The sequence below is a fragment of the Streptomyces sp. NPDC001890 genome, from assembly GCF_042891445.1.
Taxonomy (GTDB): Bacteria; Actinomycetota; Actinomycetes; order Streptomycetales; family Streptomycetaceae; genus Streptomyces.
In genome coordinates this window covers 406,132-420,510 of sequence record NZ_JBIATE010000002.1, presented here as the reverse complement: position 1 = coordinate 420,510, position 14,379 = coordinate 406,132, and the positions used below count along the sequence as shown (strand labels likewise).

The following is a 14,379-nucleotide window of genomic DNA, read 5'->3' as shown; positions in this document are numbered from 1 at the left end:
CGAGCCCTTACCGGCCGGTACGGCGCTCAGGGCCGGCTGCCGCGCAGGTGGCGGCGGTCGTGCGGGGACCTGGGCGGCGCGTCGGCCAGCCGGAGCACCTCGCCGTCCCGACCCGCCACCACCGGCTTGACCGACCGGGCCGCCTTCGCCCGGTACTGGGCCGCGTCCGCCAGCCGGAACAGCCGCCGTGCCGACACCACCGGGCCGATCGGGTCACCGGTCGACGCGATCCCGCACGCCACCCCGTCCCCGAGCTCCAACTCGGCCGCCCGTTCGCAGAGTTCGGCGGCCACCCGGACCACGTCGTCGACCTCCGGGCCCAGCGTGAGCAGACAGAACTCGTCACCGCCGAGCCGGGCCGCGAGCGCGCCGGGCAGCATGGCGCCGCAGCGGGACAGCACCGAGCCGAAACGTTCCAGCAGGCGATCGCCGACCGCGTGGCCATGGGTGTCGTTGACCTGCTTCAGCCCGTTGAGGTCGCAGACGACGAGGCTGACCACCGCCCCGTCCGCCCGGTGCCGCTCCACCGCCTCGTCGAGCCGCACGTCGACGGCGCGGCGGTTGGCCAGACCGGTGAGCGGGTCGGTGAAGGCGAGCTTGCGGACCTCTTCGAGCCGTTCGGCCTGGGAGATCCCCGCGGCGACGACCGCGGCGAGCACGGTCGCGAAGTCCGCGTCCTCCCGCCCGAACACCGGCGCCCCCACCGGGCGGGCCACGTACAGCTCGCCCCAGGCCCGCCCGTGCAGCACGATCGGCGCGACCACGCAGCAGCCGCGACCGCGCCGGCGCAGCGCGGCCACCCGCTCCCGGCCGTACCCGCTCCCGTACTCCCGCAACCCGGCGGCCGCGTCCGCGTCCGCGTCCGCCGCACCGTCGGCGGTCTCCACCCAGGCGTCCGGCTCACCGCCCCCGGCCCACCGTTCGTGCAGGAACTCGGTGATCTCCGGGAACTGGTGCACCGGATAGGTCTCCGCCTCGGGGAACTCCTCCTCCCCCTCGGCCCGTTCGCCCGCGTTCACCAGCACGCGCAGCTGCCCGCGCCCCCGCTCCCACACGGAGAGCGCGGCGAAGCTGCCGCCCAGCGCCTCGCACGCCCCCAGCGCAGCCGCTCGCCACGACCCCCGCGGGGTGTGTGCCGCCGCCATCGTCTGCGCAAGCGAAACCACGGCCCGCAGCCGTGCATCATCACCACCCATCGCTACAGCTTATGTAGTTTTGTGGTGATTTGATCAGTTTCGGATGCCGATCACCCGCACTGCGTGTCTATCCGATTACAAAACGTCACTCCGCGTCACTCGCCGGGCCAGTTCGGCTTGCGCTTCTCGTTGAACGCGGCCACGCCCTCGGCCCGGTCGCCGGAGAAGGCCACCGACCGCCAGGCGGCGTCCTCGACTTCGAGGCCGGCCCTCAGATCGAGGCCGTGGCCCAGCCGCAGCGCCCGCTTCGCGGCCCGCAGCCCCACCGGGGAGTTGACGGCGATCCGGCCCGCGAGCGCCAGTGCGGCCGCCCGGTCCTGCCCGGCCTCCACCAGCTCGTCGACCAGCCCTTGACCGAGCGCCTCGGCCGCCTCCAGCCGCCGGGCCGTGAAGACCAGCTCGGCGGCGCGCGCCGCGCCGATCCGCCGCGGCAGCAACTGCGTACCGCCGCCGCCCGGGATGACACCGACCGACACCTCGGGCAGGCCGACCACGGCCGTGCGGTCGGCGACGATCAGGTCGCAGGACAGGGCCAGCTCGAACCCGCCGCCGAGCGCGAAGCCGTGCACGGCGGCGATGGTCGGCATCGGCAGTTCGAGCACACCGGTGTACGCGGCGCGGGCGGTCGGGCGCTGGCGCAGCAGTTCGGCGTCGGTGAAGGAGTTCCGCTCCTTCAGGTCGGCACCCACGCAGAAGGCCCGCTCGTGGCTGGAGGTGAGGACGGTGACGCGTACGCCGGGGTCGACGGAGAGCGCGGCGCAGGCGGCGGCGATCGAGCGGGCCATGTCCGTGGACACCGCGTTCATCGCCTTGGGCCGGTCGAGCACCAGCTCGGCGACGTGTTCCTGCCCCTCGTGGACCCGTACGGCGACGAACTCCCCGAACCGCTGCTCGGACGTGACGGTCATGACTGCACCCCTCCGGTTAACGAGCGTTATCGGAGGGATCCTATGGCGCGGCCCGGGCAGTGGTCAGGGGTGCGCCCGCCCCGGCTTCCCGCGAGGGTTCCGGGTGCCGGGGTCAGGAAGTGCCGCGGCGGGCCAGCAGCCAGGGTTCCACCACGCCGAGCCCGCGCACCGGTCGCTGCCACATCGGCTGGAGCCCGTAGCGGTACTTGGGGACGGCGGCCGGCTCCACGCCTTCCTGGCGCTCCTTCTCGGCCACCGCGGCCTCCTGGGCCGCCTGCGCCTCGGAGGCCGGGGCGTCGCCGGTACGGGTCAGTTCCTCCGCGAACGCCCCGTCCACCAGCACCGCGTCCTTCGGCGCTATCGATGTCAGCCGGCTGGCGAGGTTCACCGTCGTACCGAAGACATCGCCCATCCGGGTGGTGACCGTGCCGAACGCGATGCCCACGCGCAGCGCCGGCATGGTCTCGTCCTGGGTCATCGCCTCGATCAGGCGCAGCGCGATCTCGGCCGCGGTGCCCGCGTCGTCGGCGGCGAAGAGGACCTCGTCGCCGAGGGTCTTGATCAGGCGGCCGCCGTGGGCGGCCACCAGGTCCGCCGAGGTGGTCTCGAAGGCCTCGACCAGCTCGCCGAGCTCCTCCTCCTCCAGCCGCCGGGTCAGCCGGGTGAACCCGACGAGGTCGGCGAAGCCGACGGCCAGGCGGCGGTCGACCATCTCCTCGTCGTCGGCGGCCTGGACGACCCGCCCGGTGGCGGCGGCCAGCTGGCGCCGCCACACGTAGACCAGGAACTCCTGGAGCTCCGGAAGCAGCAGCTCGACCAGCGGGTACGTGACCTCGGTACGGGTCATTCCTGGCTCGGGCGGCTCGGTGAGCCCTTCCAGGAAGGAATCGATCTGCCACTCCGCCAGCCGGGCCGTGGTCTGCCCGGTGGACCGGGCCACCTGGATCGCCATCGGCTCGCTGAGCAGCCCCGCCTCGACGAGGCCGGCGAGCCGGCGCAGCGCCAGCACATCGGCCTCGGTGAGCGCCTTGGCCTGCCCGATGTCGGCGAAACCCATGGCCCGCCAGAACCGGGAGGCCAGATCCATCGAGACACCGGCGGTACGGGCCGCCTGGAACGGCGTGTAGCGCCGGTCGGCGCCCAGGATCAGCTGTTCCAGCCGGATCGCGAGGGGGTCGTCGGTCGGTTCCGCCGTATGGTCGACTTCGTGATGCGGTGTCGCGTGGACCGAGGGTTCCGACGGGGGCTGTGTGCCCGCACCGGAGGTCGTGTCGTCGACGGTCACCAGCCGCCTCCTGCCCGTTCCCTGCGCACTGCCCTGCCGATCTGTCGGTGGATCGCCTCAACGATACGGCAGGTGTGCCGAAGCTCACGCCCCTATGGCGTCCGGGAATGTTCCTGGGTGAGCCGGGGGGCGTGGGTGGTTGCGGCCGGTGGGTGGTTTCCAGGAGGGCACGGATTTCAAGCCCCACCACACCCCGGAACGCTTCCCGGGTGAGGCACCCCCAGCCCGTCCGGCGATCGAGGACAAGACGGCAACCGGGCGGCCCCCGCCTCAGACCAGACCGCCCCCCACGCCCCGCAGGTGGACGATGTCGCCGGCCGACACCGGTTCCTGGAGGCCGTCCTCGGTGGACAGGACCAGGCGGCCGTCGCCGTCGATCGCCACGGCCTCGGCCACCACGGTGCGGTCGCCGGGCAGCTGGGCCCGTACCGTCCGGCCCAGCGTCGCGCAGCCCGCCGCGTACGCCTCCTGGAGGCCGCTCGCCGCCGCGTCGCCGTCCGCCGCGCGCCACTGGCCGTACCAGTGCTCCAGCGAGCGCAGCACGCCCCGCAGCAGCGTCTCGCGGTCGGTGGACACGGCACCGGCCAGGGCCAGCGAGCCGGCCGTGGGGGCGGGCAGCTCGTCGGCGCGCAGGGAGACGTTGAGGCCCATGCCGATGACGACGCCGTCCCCGGCGCGCTCGGCCAGGATGCCGCCCGCCTTGCGCTCCACGCCCTCCACCGTGACCAGGAGGTCGTTGGGCCACTTCAGGGCCGTGTCGACGCCCGCGGACCTCGCCAGGCCGGTCGCCGCCGCGACGCCGGTGAGCAGTGGCAGCCAGCCCCACCGTTCGGCGGGGACGTCGCCCGGCTCCAGGTAGACGGAGAAGAACAGGCCCGAACGGGCCGGAGCCGTCCAGGTGCGATCGAGGCGGCCGCGGCCCGCGGTCTGCTCCTCGGCGACCAGCACGGTGCCTTCGTCGAGCCCGGCCGCCGCACGCCGGGTGAGCTCGGAGTTGGTGGACCCGATCGTCTCCACGACGTCGAGCGAGGTCCACAGCCCGCCCGGCCGCAGCAGTCCGCGGCGCAGCGCGGGGACGTTCAGGGGCGGTCGGTCCAGGTCCGACCAACGGCTCTGTGGCGCATCCGAAGGTGTCATGCAAGCCAGACTAGGTGTGGCAAACGACGCACTGCCGAACCGTATCCGCGCCGATACGCTACGGATCAGTAGGTGTTTGAGTACCTGTTCAGCACCTGTTTCAGCAGCACAGTCGTCCCCGTGACCAGGCAGGGAGCCGCCACCCGATGTCCGAGCCGGAAGAGACCGACATCCACACCACCGCGGGCAAGATCGCGGACCTGCAGCGCCGTATCGACGAGGCGACGCACGCGGGCTCCGCGCGCGCGGTGGAGAAGCAGCACGCCAAGGGCAAGTTGACCGCGCGGGAACGGGTCGAACTGCTGCTCGACGAGGGTTCCTTCGTGGAACTCGACGAATTCGCCCGGCACCGCTCGACCAATTTCGGCATCGAGAAGAACCGCCCGTACGGAGACGGCGTCGTCACCGGTTACGGCACGGTCGACGGCCGCCCCGTCTGCGTGTACTCGCAGGACTTCACCATCTTCGGCGGCTCGCTCGGCGAGGTCTACGGTGAGAAAATCGTCAAGGTGATGGACTTCGCGCTGAAGACCGGCTGCCCGGTCATCGGCATCAACGACGGCGGTGGCGCCCGGATCCAGGAGGGCGTCGCCGCACTCGGTCTGTTCGCCGAGATCTTCCGCCGCAATGTGCACGCCTCGGGCGTCGTGCCGCAGATCTCACTGATCGTGGGACCGTGCGCGGGCGGCGCGGTCTACTCCCCCGCGATCACCGACTTCACGGTCATGGTCGACCAGACCTCGCACATGTTCATCACGGGCCCCGACGTCATCAAGACGGTCACCGGCGAGGACGTCGGCTTCGAGGAGCTCGGCGGCGCCCGCACCCACAACACCACCTCCGGGGTGGCGCACCACATGGCGGGCGACGAGAAGGACGCCATCGAGTACGTCAAGTCGCTGCTGTCGTACCTCCCTTCGAACAACCTGTCCGAGGCGCCGGCCTTCCCCGAGGCCGCCGATCTCGCCACCACGGACGAGGACCGCGAGCTCGACACCCTCATCCCGGACTCGGCGAACCAGCCGTACGACATGCACACCGCCATCGAGCACGTGCTGGACGACGGCGAGTTCCTGGAGACGCAGGCCCTGTTCGCGCCGAACATCATCACCGGCTTCGGGCGCGTCGAGGGCTACCCGGTCGGCATCGTCGCCAACCAGCCGATGCAGTTCGCCGGTTGCCTGGACATCAACGCGAGCGAGAAGGCCGCACGGTTCGTCCGCACGTGTGACGCTTTCAACGTGCCCGTGCTGACCTTCGTCGACGTCCCCGGCTTCCTGCCCGGCGTCGACCAGGAGTACGGCGGCATCATCCGCCGCGGCGCCAAGCTGATCTACGCCTACGCCGAGGCGACCGTCCCGCTGATCACGGTGATCACCCGCAAGGCGTTCGGCGGCGCGTACGACGTCATGGGCTCCAAGCACCTCGGCGCCGACATCAACCTCGCCTGGCCGACCGCCCAGATCGCGGTGATGGGCGCGCAGGGCGCGGTGAACATCCTGCACCGCCGGACGATCGCCGCCGCCGAGGATCAGGAAGCCACCCGTGCCGAACTGATCGCCGACTACGAGGACACGCTGCTCAACCCGTACGTGGCGGCCGAGCGCGGTTACGTCGACGCGGTGATCATGCCGTCCGACACCCGCGCCCACATCGTGAAGGGGCTGCGCCAGCTGCGCACCAAGCGGGAGTCGCTGCCCCCGAAGAAGCACGGCAACATCCCCCTCTAGAAAGGGTCCTGGCCATGATCAAGGTCGTACGGGGCAACCCGACCCCGGAGGAGCTGGCAGCCGCACTGGCGGTGGTGCGGGCGCGCGCCGCCGCGACGACGTCGTCCGACGAGTCGGCCGGTGGTCCGGCCACCGGGTCGGCGCTGCCCGGCCAGTGGTCCGACCCGGGGCGCATCGCCCGGCGCACCCGCCATCTGCCGGGGCCCCGGGCCTGGGCCCGGACGTACTGGCCCGGGTAGGCGCGGAAGCATCCCTTCACGCACGTCTCCGGAGGTCCGGGCCCCTTGGGGTCCGGACCTCCGGTGCGTCCGGGCGCGATCTGGTCCGTACGCACCACGGCGGCTGAGTACCCGTACTCAGGCGCACCGTCCGACACGACAGCAGGATCGTTTCCATGCTGTGGTCCGACCCCGAGAACAAGCCTCCGAAGGAACTGCGCGACGCCCAGGACATGATGCGTCGTGCGGGGCTGGTGCTCGCTCTCGCGATGGTGGTCGCGATGATCGCGATCGGGATGCGCTGAGGGGTGGATCCGGGGCGGATCCGAGGCCGGTCCACGGGGGGCCGCCGTACGGGGCCGGGGCCGGCGCGGCGGCTCTTCTACGATGGCCCGTATGACTGATCAGCGCCGTCTCGTGCTCGCCTCCGCCTCCCCCGCCCGTCTCGGTCTGCTGAGGCAGGCCGGCTTCGCGCCCGAGGTGATCGTCAGCGGGGTGGACGAGGACGCGCTGAGCGCCCCGACCCCGGCCGAGCTGGCACTGGTGCTCGCCGAGGCCAAGGCGGCGGCGGTGGCGGGCCGGGCGGAGGCGGCGGGCGCCCTGGTCATCGGCTGCGACTCGGTGCTCGAACTCGACGGCGAGGCGCTCGGCAAGCCGGCCGACGCCGAGGAGGCCATCGCCCGCTGGAAGTCCATGCGCGGCCGGGCCGGTGTGCTGCGGACCGGACACAGCGTGATCGACACCGCGACCGGACGTACCGCCTCGGCGACCGCCTCCACGACCGTCCGCTTCGGCGAACCGACGGACGCCGAGATCGCCGCCTACGTGGCCACCGGCGAGCCGCTCCACGTCGCGGGCGCCTTCACCCTGGACGGCCGCTCGGCACCGTTCGTCGACGCCATCGAGGGCGACCACGGCAATGTCATCGGGCTCTCGCTGCCGCTGCTGCGCCGGTTGCTGGGCGAGCTGGGGATCTCCGTCACCGAGCTCTGGGTCTGAGGCCCGACGGGCCGGGCTCGGGTCCGGCTCGGGAAGGAGGCTGGTCCGGCTCAAGAAGGAGTCGGACCCGGCCCGAACCCGCCCGACCGGTCAGACGGCCGCCGGGGCGCCCGCTCCGGCGTCGTCGGCGGGCCCCTCGGACCCGGGCTCCTCGGACCGGGTGCCGTACGCCACCAGGGTGAGCACTATCAGCCCGAGCACCACCATCATGCTCGCGAACGCGGCCCAGCCGACCAGCCCGACCGTCAGCGCGCCCAGCACCGCGTGCACCACCGCGCAGATGATCAGGACGATGCGGGCGAACCGGCCGGGAGCCCGGTCGCGGGCGCCGGCCAGCAGCAGGAACAGCCCGCACAGCAGCAGGTACAGGCCGAAGAAGCCGCCCATCGCCCAGGTGCCGTTCGACATGACGGCGGGATCCATCCCGGCCAGTGACATGTCCTGGTTCTTGACGACCGTCGCCAGGATGCCGTTGATGAGCACGATGCCCACGGCCTCCGCGAACAGCACGATCGCGGCCACGAACGCCACCGGTCTGCGCACCACGGTGTTCACCCCCTGTTACCTGCAGTACGTGAGATAGCGCGGACCCTACTAACCAGTAATGCTCCGGACAAGGGCCCGGCGATCTCCGCTTCCGCACCGCACTCATGGCGCACGCGGGCACACTCGTCCCGCACCCCCCTGTCACGGCCCCAGGCGCGTCGGGCAAAGAATCGTTCGCCCATTAGTGGGGACTCGACAAAGAAACGCGCGGAGTCACAGCTCGCCCGAACAGAGACCTGGACCACACCTCGTGGCTACTGTGCGGTTATGAAACCCGGCGTACCGTGGTGCCACAAGGGATTTCGCGACTTGAGCAAGCCTCGAATCACACTCCGTGTGGGCAAGCTCACCATTGGGGACGGGTCGTAGGGCCGTGTCGGTAGTCCCTAAACTCAGCTTGTTTCAAGGAGGGAGCCATCGTGCGCAAGGTGCTCATCGCCAACCGTGGCGAAATTGCTGTCCGTGTTGCTCGGGCATGCCGGGATGCCGGGATCGGGAGCGTGGCCGTCTACGCCGACCCGGACCGCGACGCTCTGCATGTGCGTGCGGCCGACGAGGCATTCGCTCTGGGCGGTGACACCCCGGCCGCCAGCTACCTGGACATGGCCAAGGTGCTCCAGGCTGCCAAGGACTCCGGTGCCGACGCGATCCACCCGGGCTACGGCTTCCTGTCGGAGAACGCCGAATTCGCGCAGGCCGTGCTGGACGCCGGCCTGACGTGGATCGGCCCGCCGCCGCAGGCGATCCGGGACCTCGGCGACAAGGTCGCCGCCCGGCACATCGCGCAGCGCGCCGGGGCTCCGCTGGTGGCCGGCACGCCCGACCCGGTCGAGGGTTCCGCCGAGGTCGTGGCGTTCGCCGAGGAGCACGGGCTGCCGATCGCGATCAAGGCCGCCTTCGGTGGCGGCGGTCGCGGGCTGAAGGTGGCCCGCACGCTGGAGGAGATCCCGGAGCTGTACGACTCCGCGGTCCGTGAGGCCGTCGCGGCCTTCGGCCGGGGCGAGTGCTTCGTGGAGCGCTACCTCGACCGGCCGCGCCACGTCGAGACGCAGTGCCTGGCCGACAGCCACGGCAACGTGGTCGTGGTCTCCACCCGTGACTGCTCGCTCCAGCGCCGCCACCAGAAGCTGGTCGAGGAGGCCCCGGCACCGTTTCTGTCCGAGGCGCAGAACGCGGAGCTGTACGCGGCGTCCAAGGCCATCCTGAAGGAGGCCGGCTACGTCGGCGCCGGCACGGTGGAGTTCCTCGTCGGCACGGACGGGACGATCTCCTTCCTGGAGGTCAACACCCGCCTCCAGGTCGAGCACCCGGTGACCGAGGAGGTCAGCGGCCTCGACCTCGTACGCGAGATGTTCCGCATCGCCGACGGCGAGGAGCTGGGCTACGACGACCCGGCCGTGCGCGGGCACTCCTTCGAGTTCCGGATCAACGGCGAGGACCCGGGCCGCGGCTTCCTGCCCGCCCCGGGCACCGTCACCGCCTTCGCCCCGCCGACCGGCCCCGGTGTCCGCCTCGACGCGGGCGTGGAGTCCGGCTCGGTCATCGGCCCGGCCTGGGACTCGCTGCTGGCGAAGCTCATCGTGACCGGTGCGACCCGTGAGCAGGCGCTGCAGCGCGCGGCCCGCGCGCTGGCCGAGTTCAACGTGGAGGGCATGGCCACCGCCATCCCGTTCCACCGCGCGGTCGTCACCGACCCGGCCTTCACCAGCGACCCGTTCCAGGTCCACACCCGCTGGATCGAGACCGAGTTCGTCAACGACATCAAGCCCTTCACCGCCACGGCCGCCACGGAGGCCGAGGAGGAGGCCGGCCGCGAGACGGTCGTGGTCGAGGTCGGCGGCAAGCGCCTGGAGGTCTCCCTGCCCTCCTCGCTCGGCATGAGCCTGGCCCGCACCGGACTCGCCGCGGGCGCCAAGCCCAAGCGCCGCGCCGCCAAGAAGTCCGGCTCCGCGGTCTCCGGCGACACCCTGGCGTCCCCGATGCAGGGCACCATCGTCAAGATCGCCGTCGAGGAGGGCCAGGAGGTCCAGGAGGGCGACCTGATCGTCGTCCTGGAGGCCATGAAGATGGAGCAGCCGCTCAACGCGCACCGCTCCGGCACCATCAAGGGCCTCGCCGCCGAGGTCGGCAGCTCGGTCTCCTCCGGCGCCGTGATCTGTGAGATCAAGGACTGACGACCTACACGTTGTCCCGCACTGACCAGGTCCCCTGGAAAGACGCCCGTCTTTCCAGGGGACCTGGTCGCGCGGCCACTCCCCCGGACACGCGGTGGCATCCTGGACCCGAGGTGGAAGAAGGGATGACCGCGCCATGGCGATCAGTACGGCACAGACGCCGCCCCGGCCCATGCGGGCCGACGCGCGCCGGAACTACGGCTGGCTGCTGAGCGAGGCCCGGACCGCCTTCGCGGAGCACGGCACCGACGCGTCCCTGGAGGACATCGCGCGGCGCGCGGGCGTGGGGATCGGCACGCTGTACCGGCATTTCCCGAACCGGCACGCGCTGATGAACGCGGTCTTCCAGGAGGCGGTGACGTCCCTGATCACCCGTTCCCGTGAGCTCGCGGGGGCGGAGCAGCCGTGCCGGGCCCTGGTGGAGTGGCTGGGCGCAATCATCACTCATGCGGGTGAGTACCGGGGGCTCGCGCAGGCACTCATGTCGACATCGCGGGACGAGAGTTCCGCCCTGGCACAGTGCAATGTGCCGTTGCGCGAAGCGGGGACGGTGTTGCTGGGGCGGGCGCAGGCGAGCGGGGCCGTGCGGCCGGAGGTGTCGATCGACGACCTTCTGCAGCTGACCAACGCGATCGCGCTGGCCGCCGAACAGTCGCCGGAGGACCCGGAGTTGGCGGGTCGGTTGCTGATGCTGACCCTGCAAGGGCTGAAGGGGACACATCCGGAGGCGGGTTGAGCGGGGCGCGGGACTGTTCCCCTGCCCGTCTCCGTCTCCCTGCCCGCCCCTTCCTGCGACCGGGGCCCAACGACCTCGTGCTCGGTCAGCGGCGCCGCAGATCCGCCACCCTCGCCCGGTCCCCCTGCTCCGCCATCACCGCCGCGCTCCGCAGCTGCTGCGGGCCCGGCCCCCCGGGCCCGCCCCCGTGCGTCCGGCGCTGTCCGGGCAGAGGCATTTCGCGACGGCCCTGGCGGCCGTGCGGGAGGGGCTCGGCCGATGAGGGGCCGCTGCCCGAACCGGCCACCGCGATATGGACCCCCTGGTCGGCGAGGGCCTGCAGTTCGGTGGCGGCGCGGTCGTCGTGGCCGGGGGGTTCGTCCGTCACCAGGCGGGTGATGATGTCGGTCGGCACCGTCTGGAACATGGTGTCGGAGCCGAGCTTGGTGTGGTCCGCCAGGACCACCACCTCGGCGGCGGCCTGCACCAGCGCCCGGTCCACGCTGGCGGAGAGCATGTTGGAGGTGGACAGGCCGCGCTCCGCGGTGAGCCCGCTCCCGGAGAGGAAGGCCCGCGAGACCCGCAGCCCCTGGAGGGACTGCTCGGCACCGCTGCCCACCAGGGCGTAGTTGGAGCCGCGCAGCGTACCGCCGGTCATCACCACCTCCACCCGGTTGGCATGGGCCAACGCCTGTGCGACCAGCAGGGAGTTGGTGACGACGGTCAGACCGGGAACCCGCGCGAGCCGGCGGGCCAGCTCCTGCGTGGTCGTACCGGCACCGACGACGATGGCCTCGCCCTCCTCCACGAGACCGGCGGCCAGGTCGGCGATGGCCGTCTTCTCCGCGGTGGCGAGATGGGATTTCTGCGGAATGCCGGAGTCCCGCGTGAATCCGCCCGGCAGTACCGCACCGCCGTGCCGGCGGTCGAGGAGTCCTTCTGCCTCCAGTGCCCGCACGTCCCGCCGTACGGTCACTTCGGAGGTCTGGACGACGCGGGCGAGCTCACGGAGCGATACCGCCCCGTTGGCGCGCACCATTTCGAGGATCAACTGACGACGTTCTGCAGCGAACACAAAACTGACAGTAACGTGACCGCCCGAGTGTTTTCAGCGGTTTGCGCCGAATAACGGAAGTTGTACATACAGGGGGTCGCCAAGTGATATAGGCGGCCCCGTTGTTGTTCCGTACTGACCGGACGGCGATCGCCGGAGCGTCCGAGTTGCCGGGAGATGCCCGGAGAGGCCCGGAGACACCGGGGATCGCGGCGCCCCCGAAGGCGCTTACGCCTCGCCCGCGCGCTTTCGGGTGTGCAACTGCCTGGCCACTTCCGCGATCGAACCCGACAGGGACGGATACACGGTGAAAGCGTTTGCGATCTGTTCTACCGTCAAATTGTTGTCGACCGCGATCGAGATGGGGTGGATGAGTTCGCTCGCGCGCGGCGCGACGACACAGCCGCCGACCACGATGCCGGTACCGGGCCGGCAGAAGATCTTGACGAATCCGTCGCGGATTCCCTGCATCTTCGCGCGCGGGTTGCGCAGCAGCGGCAGCTTGACCACCCGGGCGTCGATCTTGCCCGCGTCGACGTCGGCCTGGGTGTAGCCGACGGTGGCGATCTCGGGGTCGGTGAAGACGTTCGAGGAGACCGTCTTCAGGTCCAGCGGGGCCACCGCGTCGCCCAGGAAGTGGTACATCGCGATCCGGCCCTGCATGGCGGCGACCGAGGCGAGGGCGAAGATCCCGGTGACGTCACCGGCCGCGTACACGCCCGGCGCGCTGGTGCGGGAGACCTTGTCGGTCCAGATGTGGCCGGACTCCTTGAGCCGGACCCCGGCCTCCTCCAGTCCCATCCCTGCGCTGTTGGGGATGGCGCCGACCGCCATGAGGCAGTGCGAGCCGGAGATGACCCGGCCGTCGGCGAGGGTGACCTCGACCCGGTCGCCGACGCGCTTGGCGGCCTGGGCGCGGGAGCGGGCCATGACGTTCATGCCGCGGCGCCGGAAGACGTCCTCCAGCACGGCGGCCGCGTCCGGGTCCTCGCCCGGCAGCACCCGGTCGCGGGACGAGACGAGGGTGACGCGCGAGCCGAGCGCCTGGTAGGCGCCCGCGAACTCGGCGCCGGTCACGCCGGAGCCGACCACGATGAGCTCCTCGGGCAGCTCGTCGAGGTCGTAGACCTGGGTCCAGTTCAGGATGCGCTCGCCGTCCGGGAGCGCGTCCGGGATCTCCCGGGGGTGACCGCCGGTGGCGATCAGCACGGCGTCGGCGGTGAGCGTCTCCTCGGTGCCGTCGGCGGCGGTCACGACGACCTGGCGGGAGCCGTCGGCGGCCTGGAGGCCCTCCAGTCGGCCCCGGCCGCGCATCACGCGGGCGCCGGCCCGGGTGACGGAGGCGGTGATGTCGTGGGACTGGGCGAGCGCCAGGCGCTTCACCCGTCGGTTGACCTTGCCGAGGTCGACGCCGACCACGCGGGCGGCCTGCTCGACGTGCGGGGTGTCGTCCGCGACGATGATGCCCAGTTCCTCGTACGAGGAGTCGAAGGTGGTCATCACCTCCGCCGTCGCGATCAGGGTCTTCGAGGGCACGCAGTCGGTGAGCACGGACGCGCCGCCGAGGCCGTCGCAGTCGACGACGGTCACCTCCGCGCCGAGCTGGGCGCCCACCAGGGCCGCCTCGTAGCCGCCGGGTCCGCCGCCGATGATCACGATCCGGGTCACGAAAAGTCCGCCTCGCGTATGTCATCCCGCGGCCGTCTGCTGCCCCGGCCGGGGGTCCGGGGGAGCGCCCCGGGGGAATGCAGTACGTACTTCATTGTCCCGCACGCGCCAAGGTGCTTCGCCCCGGGTCCCTCCATACGTGCGCCGGGGCGTGCGCGCCGGGGCCCGGGGGCGGGAAGCGGAACCCGGCGGGTGGTCTTCCGCACCGGAATCGACGATCCCCCCGTCACCTCCCGTACCCTCGGACCCATGTCGCTCTACGCCGCGTACGCCGGCAACCTCGACGCGCGGCTGATGACGCGCCGCGCACCGCATTCCCCGCTGCGCGGCACGGGCTGGCTCAACGGCTGGCGGCTGACCTTCGGCGGGGAGCAGATGGGCTGGGAAGGCGCGCTGGCCACCGTGGTGGAGGCGCCCCGTTCCCAGGTCTTCGTCGCGCTGTACGACCTGGCGCCGATGGACGAGGACTCCATGGACCGGTGGGAGGGTGTCGGCCTCGACATCTACCGGCGGATGCGGGTGCGGGTGCACACCCTGGACGGCGAGGAGCCGGCCTGGATGTACGTGCTGAACGGCTACGAGGGCGGGCTGCCCTCCGCCCGCTACCTGGGCGAGATCGCCGACGCCGCCGAATCCGCGGGCGCGCCGCACGACTATGTGATGGAACTCCGCAAGCGCCCCTGCTGACCGGTCCGGCCAGCGCTTTTGTGTGAATGTACGAGCAAGCGTGTACAGACTCTGCACAAGGG

Annotated in this window: 14 protein-coding genes; 7 read left to right on the top strand and 7 right to left on the bottom strand. The window is 71.6% G+C overall.

The window, feature by feature from the left end:
• Positions 1-26: 26 nt before the first annotated feature.
• From ACFYY1_RS08060 to ACFYY1_RS08045, 4 genes are all read right to left on the bottom strand, one after another.
• The gene (locus tag ACFYY1_RS08060) at positions 27-1,196 is read right to left on the bottom strand and encodes a diguanylate cyclase domain-containing protein (protein WP_388582332.1); all 1,170 of its coding nucleotides are present in this window, start codon (positions 1,194-1,196) and stop codon (positions 27-29) included.
• A gap of 95 nt (positions 1,197-1,291) precedes the next feature.
• The gene (locus tag ACFYY1_RS08055; RefSeq protein ID WP_388582329.1) at positions 1,292-2,104 is read right to left on the bottom strand and encodes an enoyl-CoA hydratase/isomerase family protein; all 813 of its coding nucleotides are present in this window, start codon (positions 2,102-2,104) and stop codon (positions 1,292-1,294) included.
• 112 nt (positions 2,105-2,216) lie between these two features.
• Positions 2,217-3,389, bottom strand: a complete 1,173-nt coding sequence (locus ACFYY1_RS08050; protein ID WP_360934166.1) for an adenylate/guanylate cyclase domain-containing protein — start codon at positions 3,387-3,389, stop codon at positions 2,217-2,219.
• A gap of 270 nt (positions 3,390-3,659) precedes the next feature.
• A complete protein-coding gene (locus ACFYY1_RS08045; RefSeq protein ID WP_388582326.1) occupies positions 3,660-4,526 on the bottom strand; it encodes a biotin--[acetyl-CoA-carboxylase] ligase in 867 nt (288 codons plus the stop codon).
• A gap of 146 nt (positions 4,527-4,672) precedes the next feature.
• Between ACFYY1_RS08045 and ACFYY1_RS08040 the strand changes: the two genes are divergently transcribed.
• The 4 genes from ACFYY1_RS08040 (at position 4,673) to ACFYY1_RS08025 (ending at position 7,473) form a co-directional block, all read left to right on the top strand.
• On the top strand, positions 4,673-6,256 hold the full coding sequence (locus ACFYY1_RS08040) for an acyl-CoA carboxylase subunit beta (RefSeq protein ID WP_351255945.1): 1,584 nt from the start codon (positions 4,673-4,675) through the stop codon (positions 6,254-6,256).
• A 14-nt stretch (positions 6,257-6,270) separates the two neighbouring features.
• Positions 6,271-6,495, top strand: coding sequence for an acyl-CoA carboxylase epsilon subunit (locus ACFYY1_RS08035; protein ID WP_388582322.1), 225 nt, complete (start codon positions 6,271-6,273; stop codon positions 6,493-6,495).
• Between the two features lie 155 nt (positions 6,496-6,650).
• Entirely contained in the window at positions 6,651-6,779 is a 129-nt protein-coding gene (gene mmpB, locus ACFYY1_RS08030) for a morphogenic membrane protein MmpB (RefSeq protein WP_351255940.1), read from the top strand.
• An 82-nt stretch (positions 6,780-6,861) separates the two neighbouring features.
• On the top strand, positions 6,862-7,473 hold the full coding sequence (locus tag ACFYY1_RS08025; RefSeq protein ID WP_388582319.1) for a nucleoside triphosphate pyrophosphatase: 612 nt from the start codon (positions 6,862-6,864) through the stop codon (positions 7,471-7,473).
• Between the two features lie 90 nt (positions 7,474-7,563).
• On the opposite strand, the gene ACFYY1_RS08020 is transcribed toward ACFYY1_RS08025, so the two are convergent.
• On the bottom strand, positions 7,564-8,028 hold the full coding sequence (locus tag ACFYY1_RS08020; RefSeq protein WP_388582316.1) for a hypothetical protein: 465 nt from the start codon (positions 8,026-8,028) through the stop codon (positions 7,564-7,566).
• Positions 8,029-8,438: 410 nt separating this feature from the next.
• Between ACFYY1_RS08020 and ACFYY1_RS08015 the strand changes: the two genes are divergently transcribed.
• Positions 8,439-10,193: an acetyl/propionyl/methylcrotonyl-CoA carboxylase subunit alpha gene (locus ACFYY1_RS08015; protein WP_388582313.1), complete on the top strand. Its 1,755-nt coding sequence runs from the start codon at positions 8,439-8,441 to the stop codon at positions 10,191-10,193.
• A 136-nt stretch (positions 10,194-10,329) separates the two neighbouring features.
• Entirely contained in the window at positions 10,330-10,929 is a 600-nt protein-coding gene (locus tag ACFYY1_RS08010; protein WP_388582310.1) for a TetR/AcrR family transcriptional regulator, read from the top strand.
• Between the two features lie 85 nt (positions 10,930-11,014).
• Here the strand turns inward: ACFYY1_RS08010 and ACFYY1_RS08005 are convergent, their stop codons facing one another.
• Both ACFYY1_RS08005 and ACFYY1_RS08000 read right to left on the bottom strand, forming a co-directional pair.
• Positions 11,015-11,983: a DeoR/GlpR family DNA-binding transcription regulator gene (locus ACFYY1_RS08005; RefSeq protein ID WP_388582307.1), complete on the bottom strand. Its 969-nt coding sequence runs from the start codon at positions 11,981-11,983 to the stop codon at positions 11,015-11,017.
• Between the two features lie 207 nt (positions 11,984-12,190).
• A complete protein-coding gene (locus ACFYY1_RS08000) occupies positions 12,191-13,630 on the bottom strand; it encodes an NAD(P)H-quinone dehydrogenase (protein ID WP_388582305.1) in 1,440 nt (479 codons plus the stop codon).
• Positions 13,631-13,879: 249 nt separating this feature from the next.
• On the opposite strand from ACFYY1_RS08000, the gene ACFYY1_RS07995 reads away from it, so the two are divergent.
• Positions 13,880-14,317 carry a gamma-glutamylcyclotransferase gene (locus tag ACFYY1_RS07995; protein ID WP_072486709.1) on the top strand — a complete coding sequence of 146 codons (438 nt, stop codon included), beginning with the start codon at positions 13,880-13,882 and terminating at the stop codon, positions 14,315-14,317.
• Positions 14,318-14,379 lie beyond the last annotated feature (62 nt).

Bases quoted from the DNA above. Each gene is read 5' to 3' on its own strand.
- ACFYY1_RS08060 (WP_388582332.1), bottom strand. From the start codon at position 1,196: ATGGGTGGTGATGATGCACGGCTGCGGGCCGTGGTTTCGCTTGCGCAG.
- ACFYY1_RS08055 (WP_388582329.1), bottom strand. From the start codon at position 2,104: ATGACCGTCACGTCCGAGCAGCGGTTCGGGGAGTTCGTCGCCGTACGG.
- ACFYY1_RS08045 (WP_388582326.1), bottom strand. From the start codon at position 4,526: ATGACACCTTCGGATGCGCCACAGAGCCGTTGGTCGGACCTGGACCGA.
- ACFYY1_RS08040 (WP_351255945.1), top strand. From the start codon at position 4,673: ATGTCCGAGCCGGAAGAGACCGACATCCACACCACCGCGGGCAAGATC.
- ACFYY1_RS08035 (WP_388582322.1), top strand. From the start codon at position 6,271: ATGATCAAGGTCGTACGGGGCAACCCGACCCCGGAGGAGCTGGCAGCC.
- mmpB (WP_351255940.1), top strand. From the start codon at position 6,651: ATGCTGTGGTCCGACCCCGAGAACAAGCCTCCGAAGGAACTGCGCGAC.
- ACFYY1_RS08025 (WP_388582319.1), top strand. From the start codon at position 6,862: ATGGCCCGTATGACTGATCAGCGCCGTCTCGTGCTCGCCTCCGCCTCC.
- ACFYY1_RS08010 (WP_388582310.1), top strand. From the start codon at position 10,330: ATGGCGATCAGTACGGCACAGACGCCGCCCCGGCCCATGCGGGCCGAC.
- ACFYY1_RS07995 (WP_072486709.1), top strand. From the start codon at position 13,880: ATGTCGCTCTACGCCGCGTACGCCGGCAACCTCGACGCGCGGCTGATG.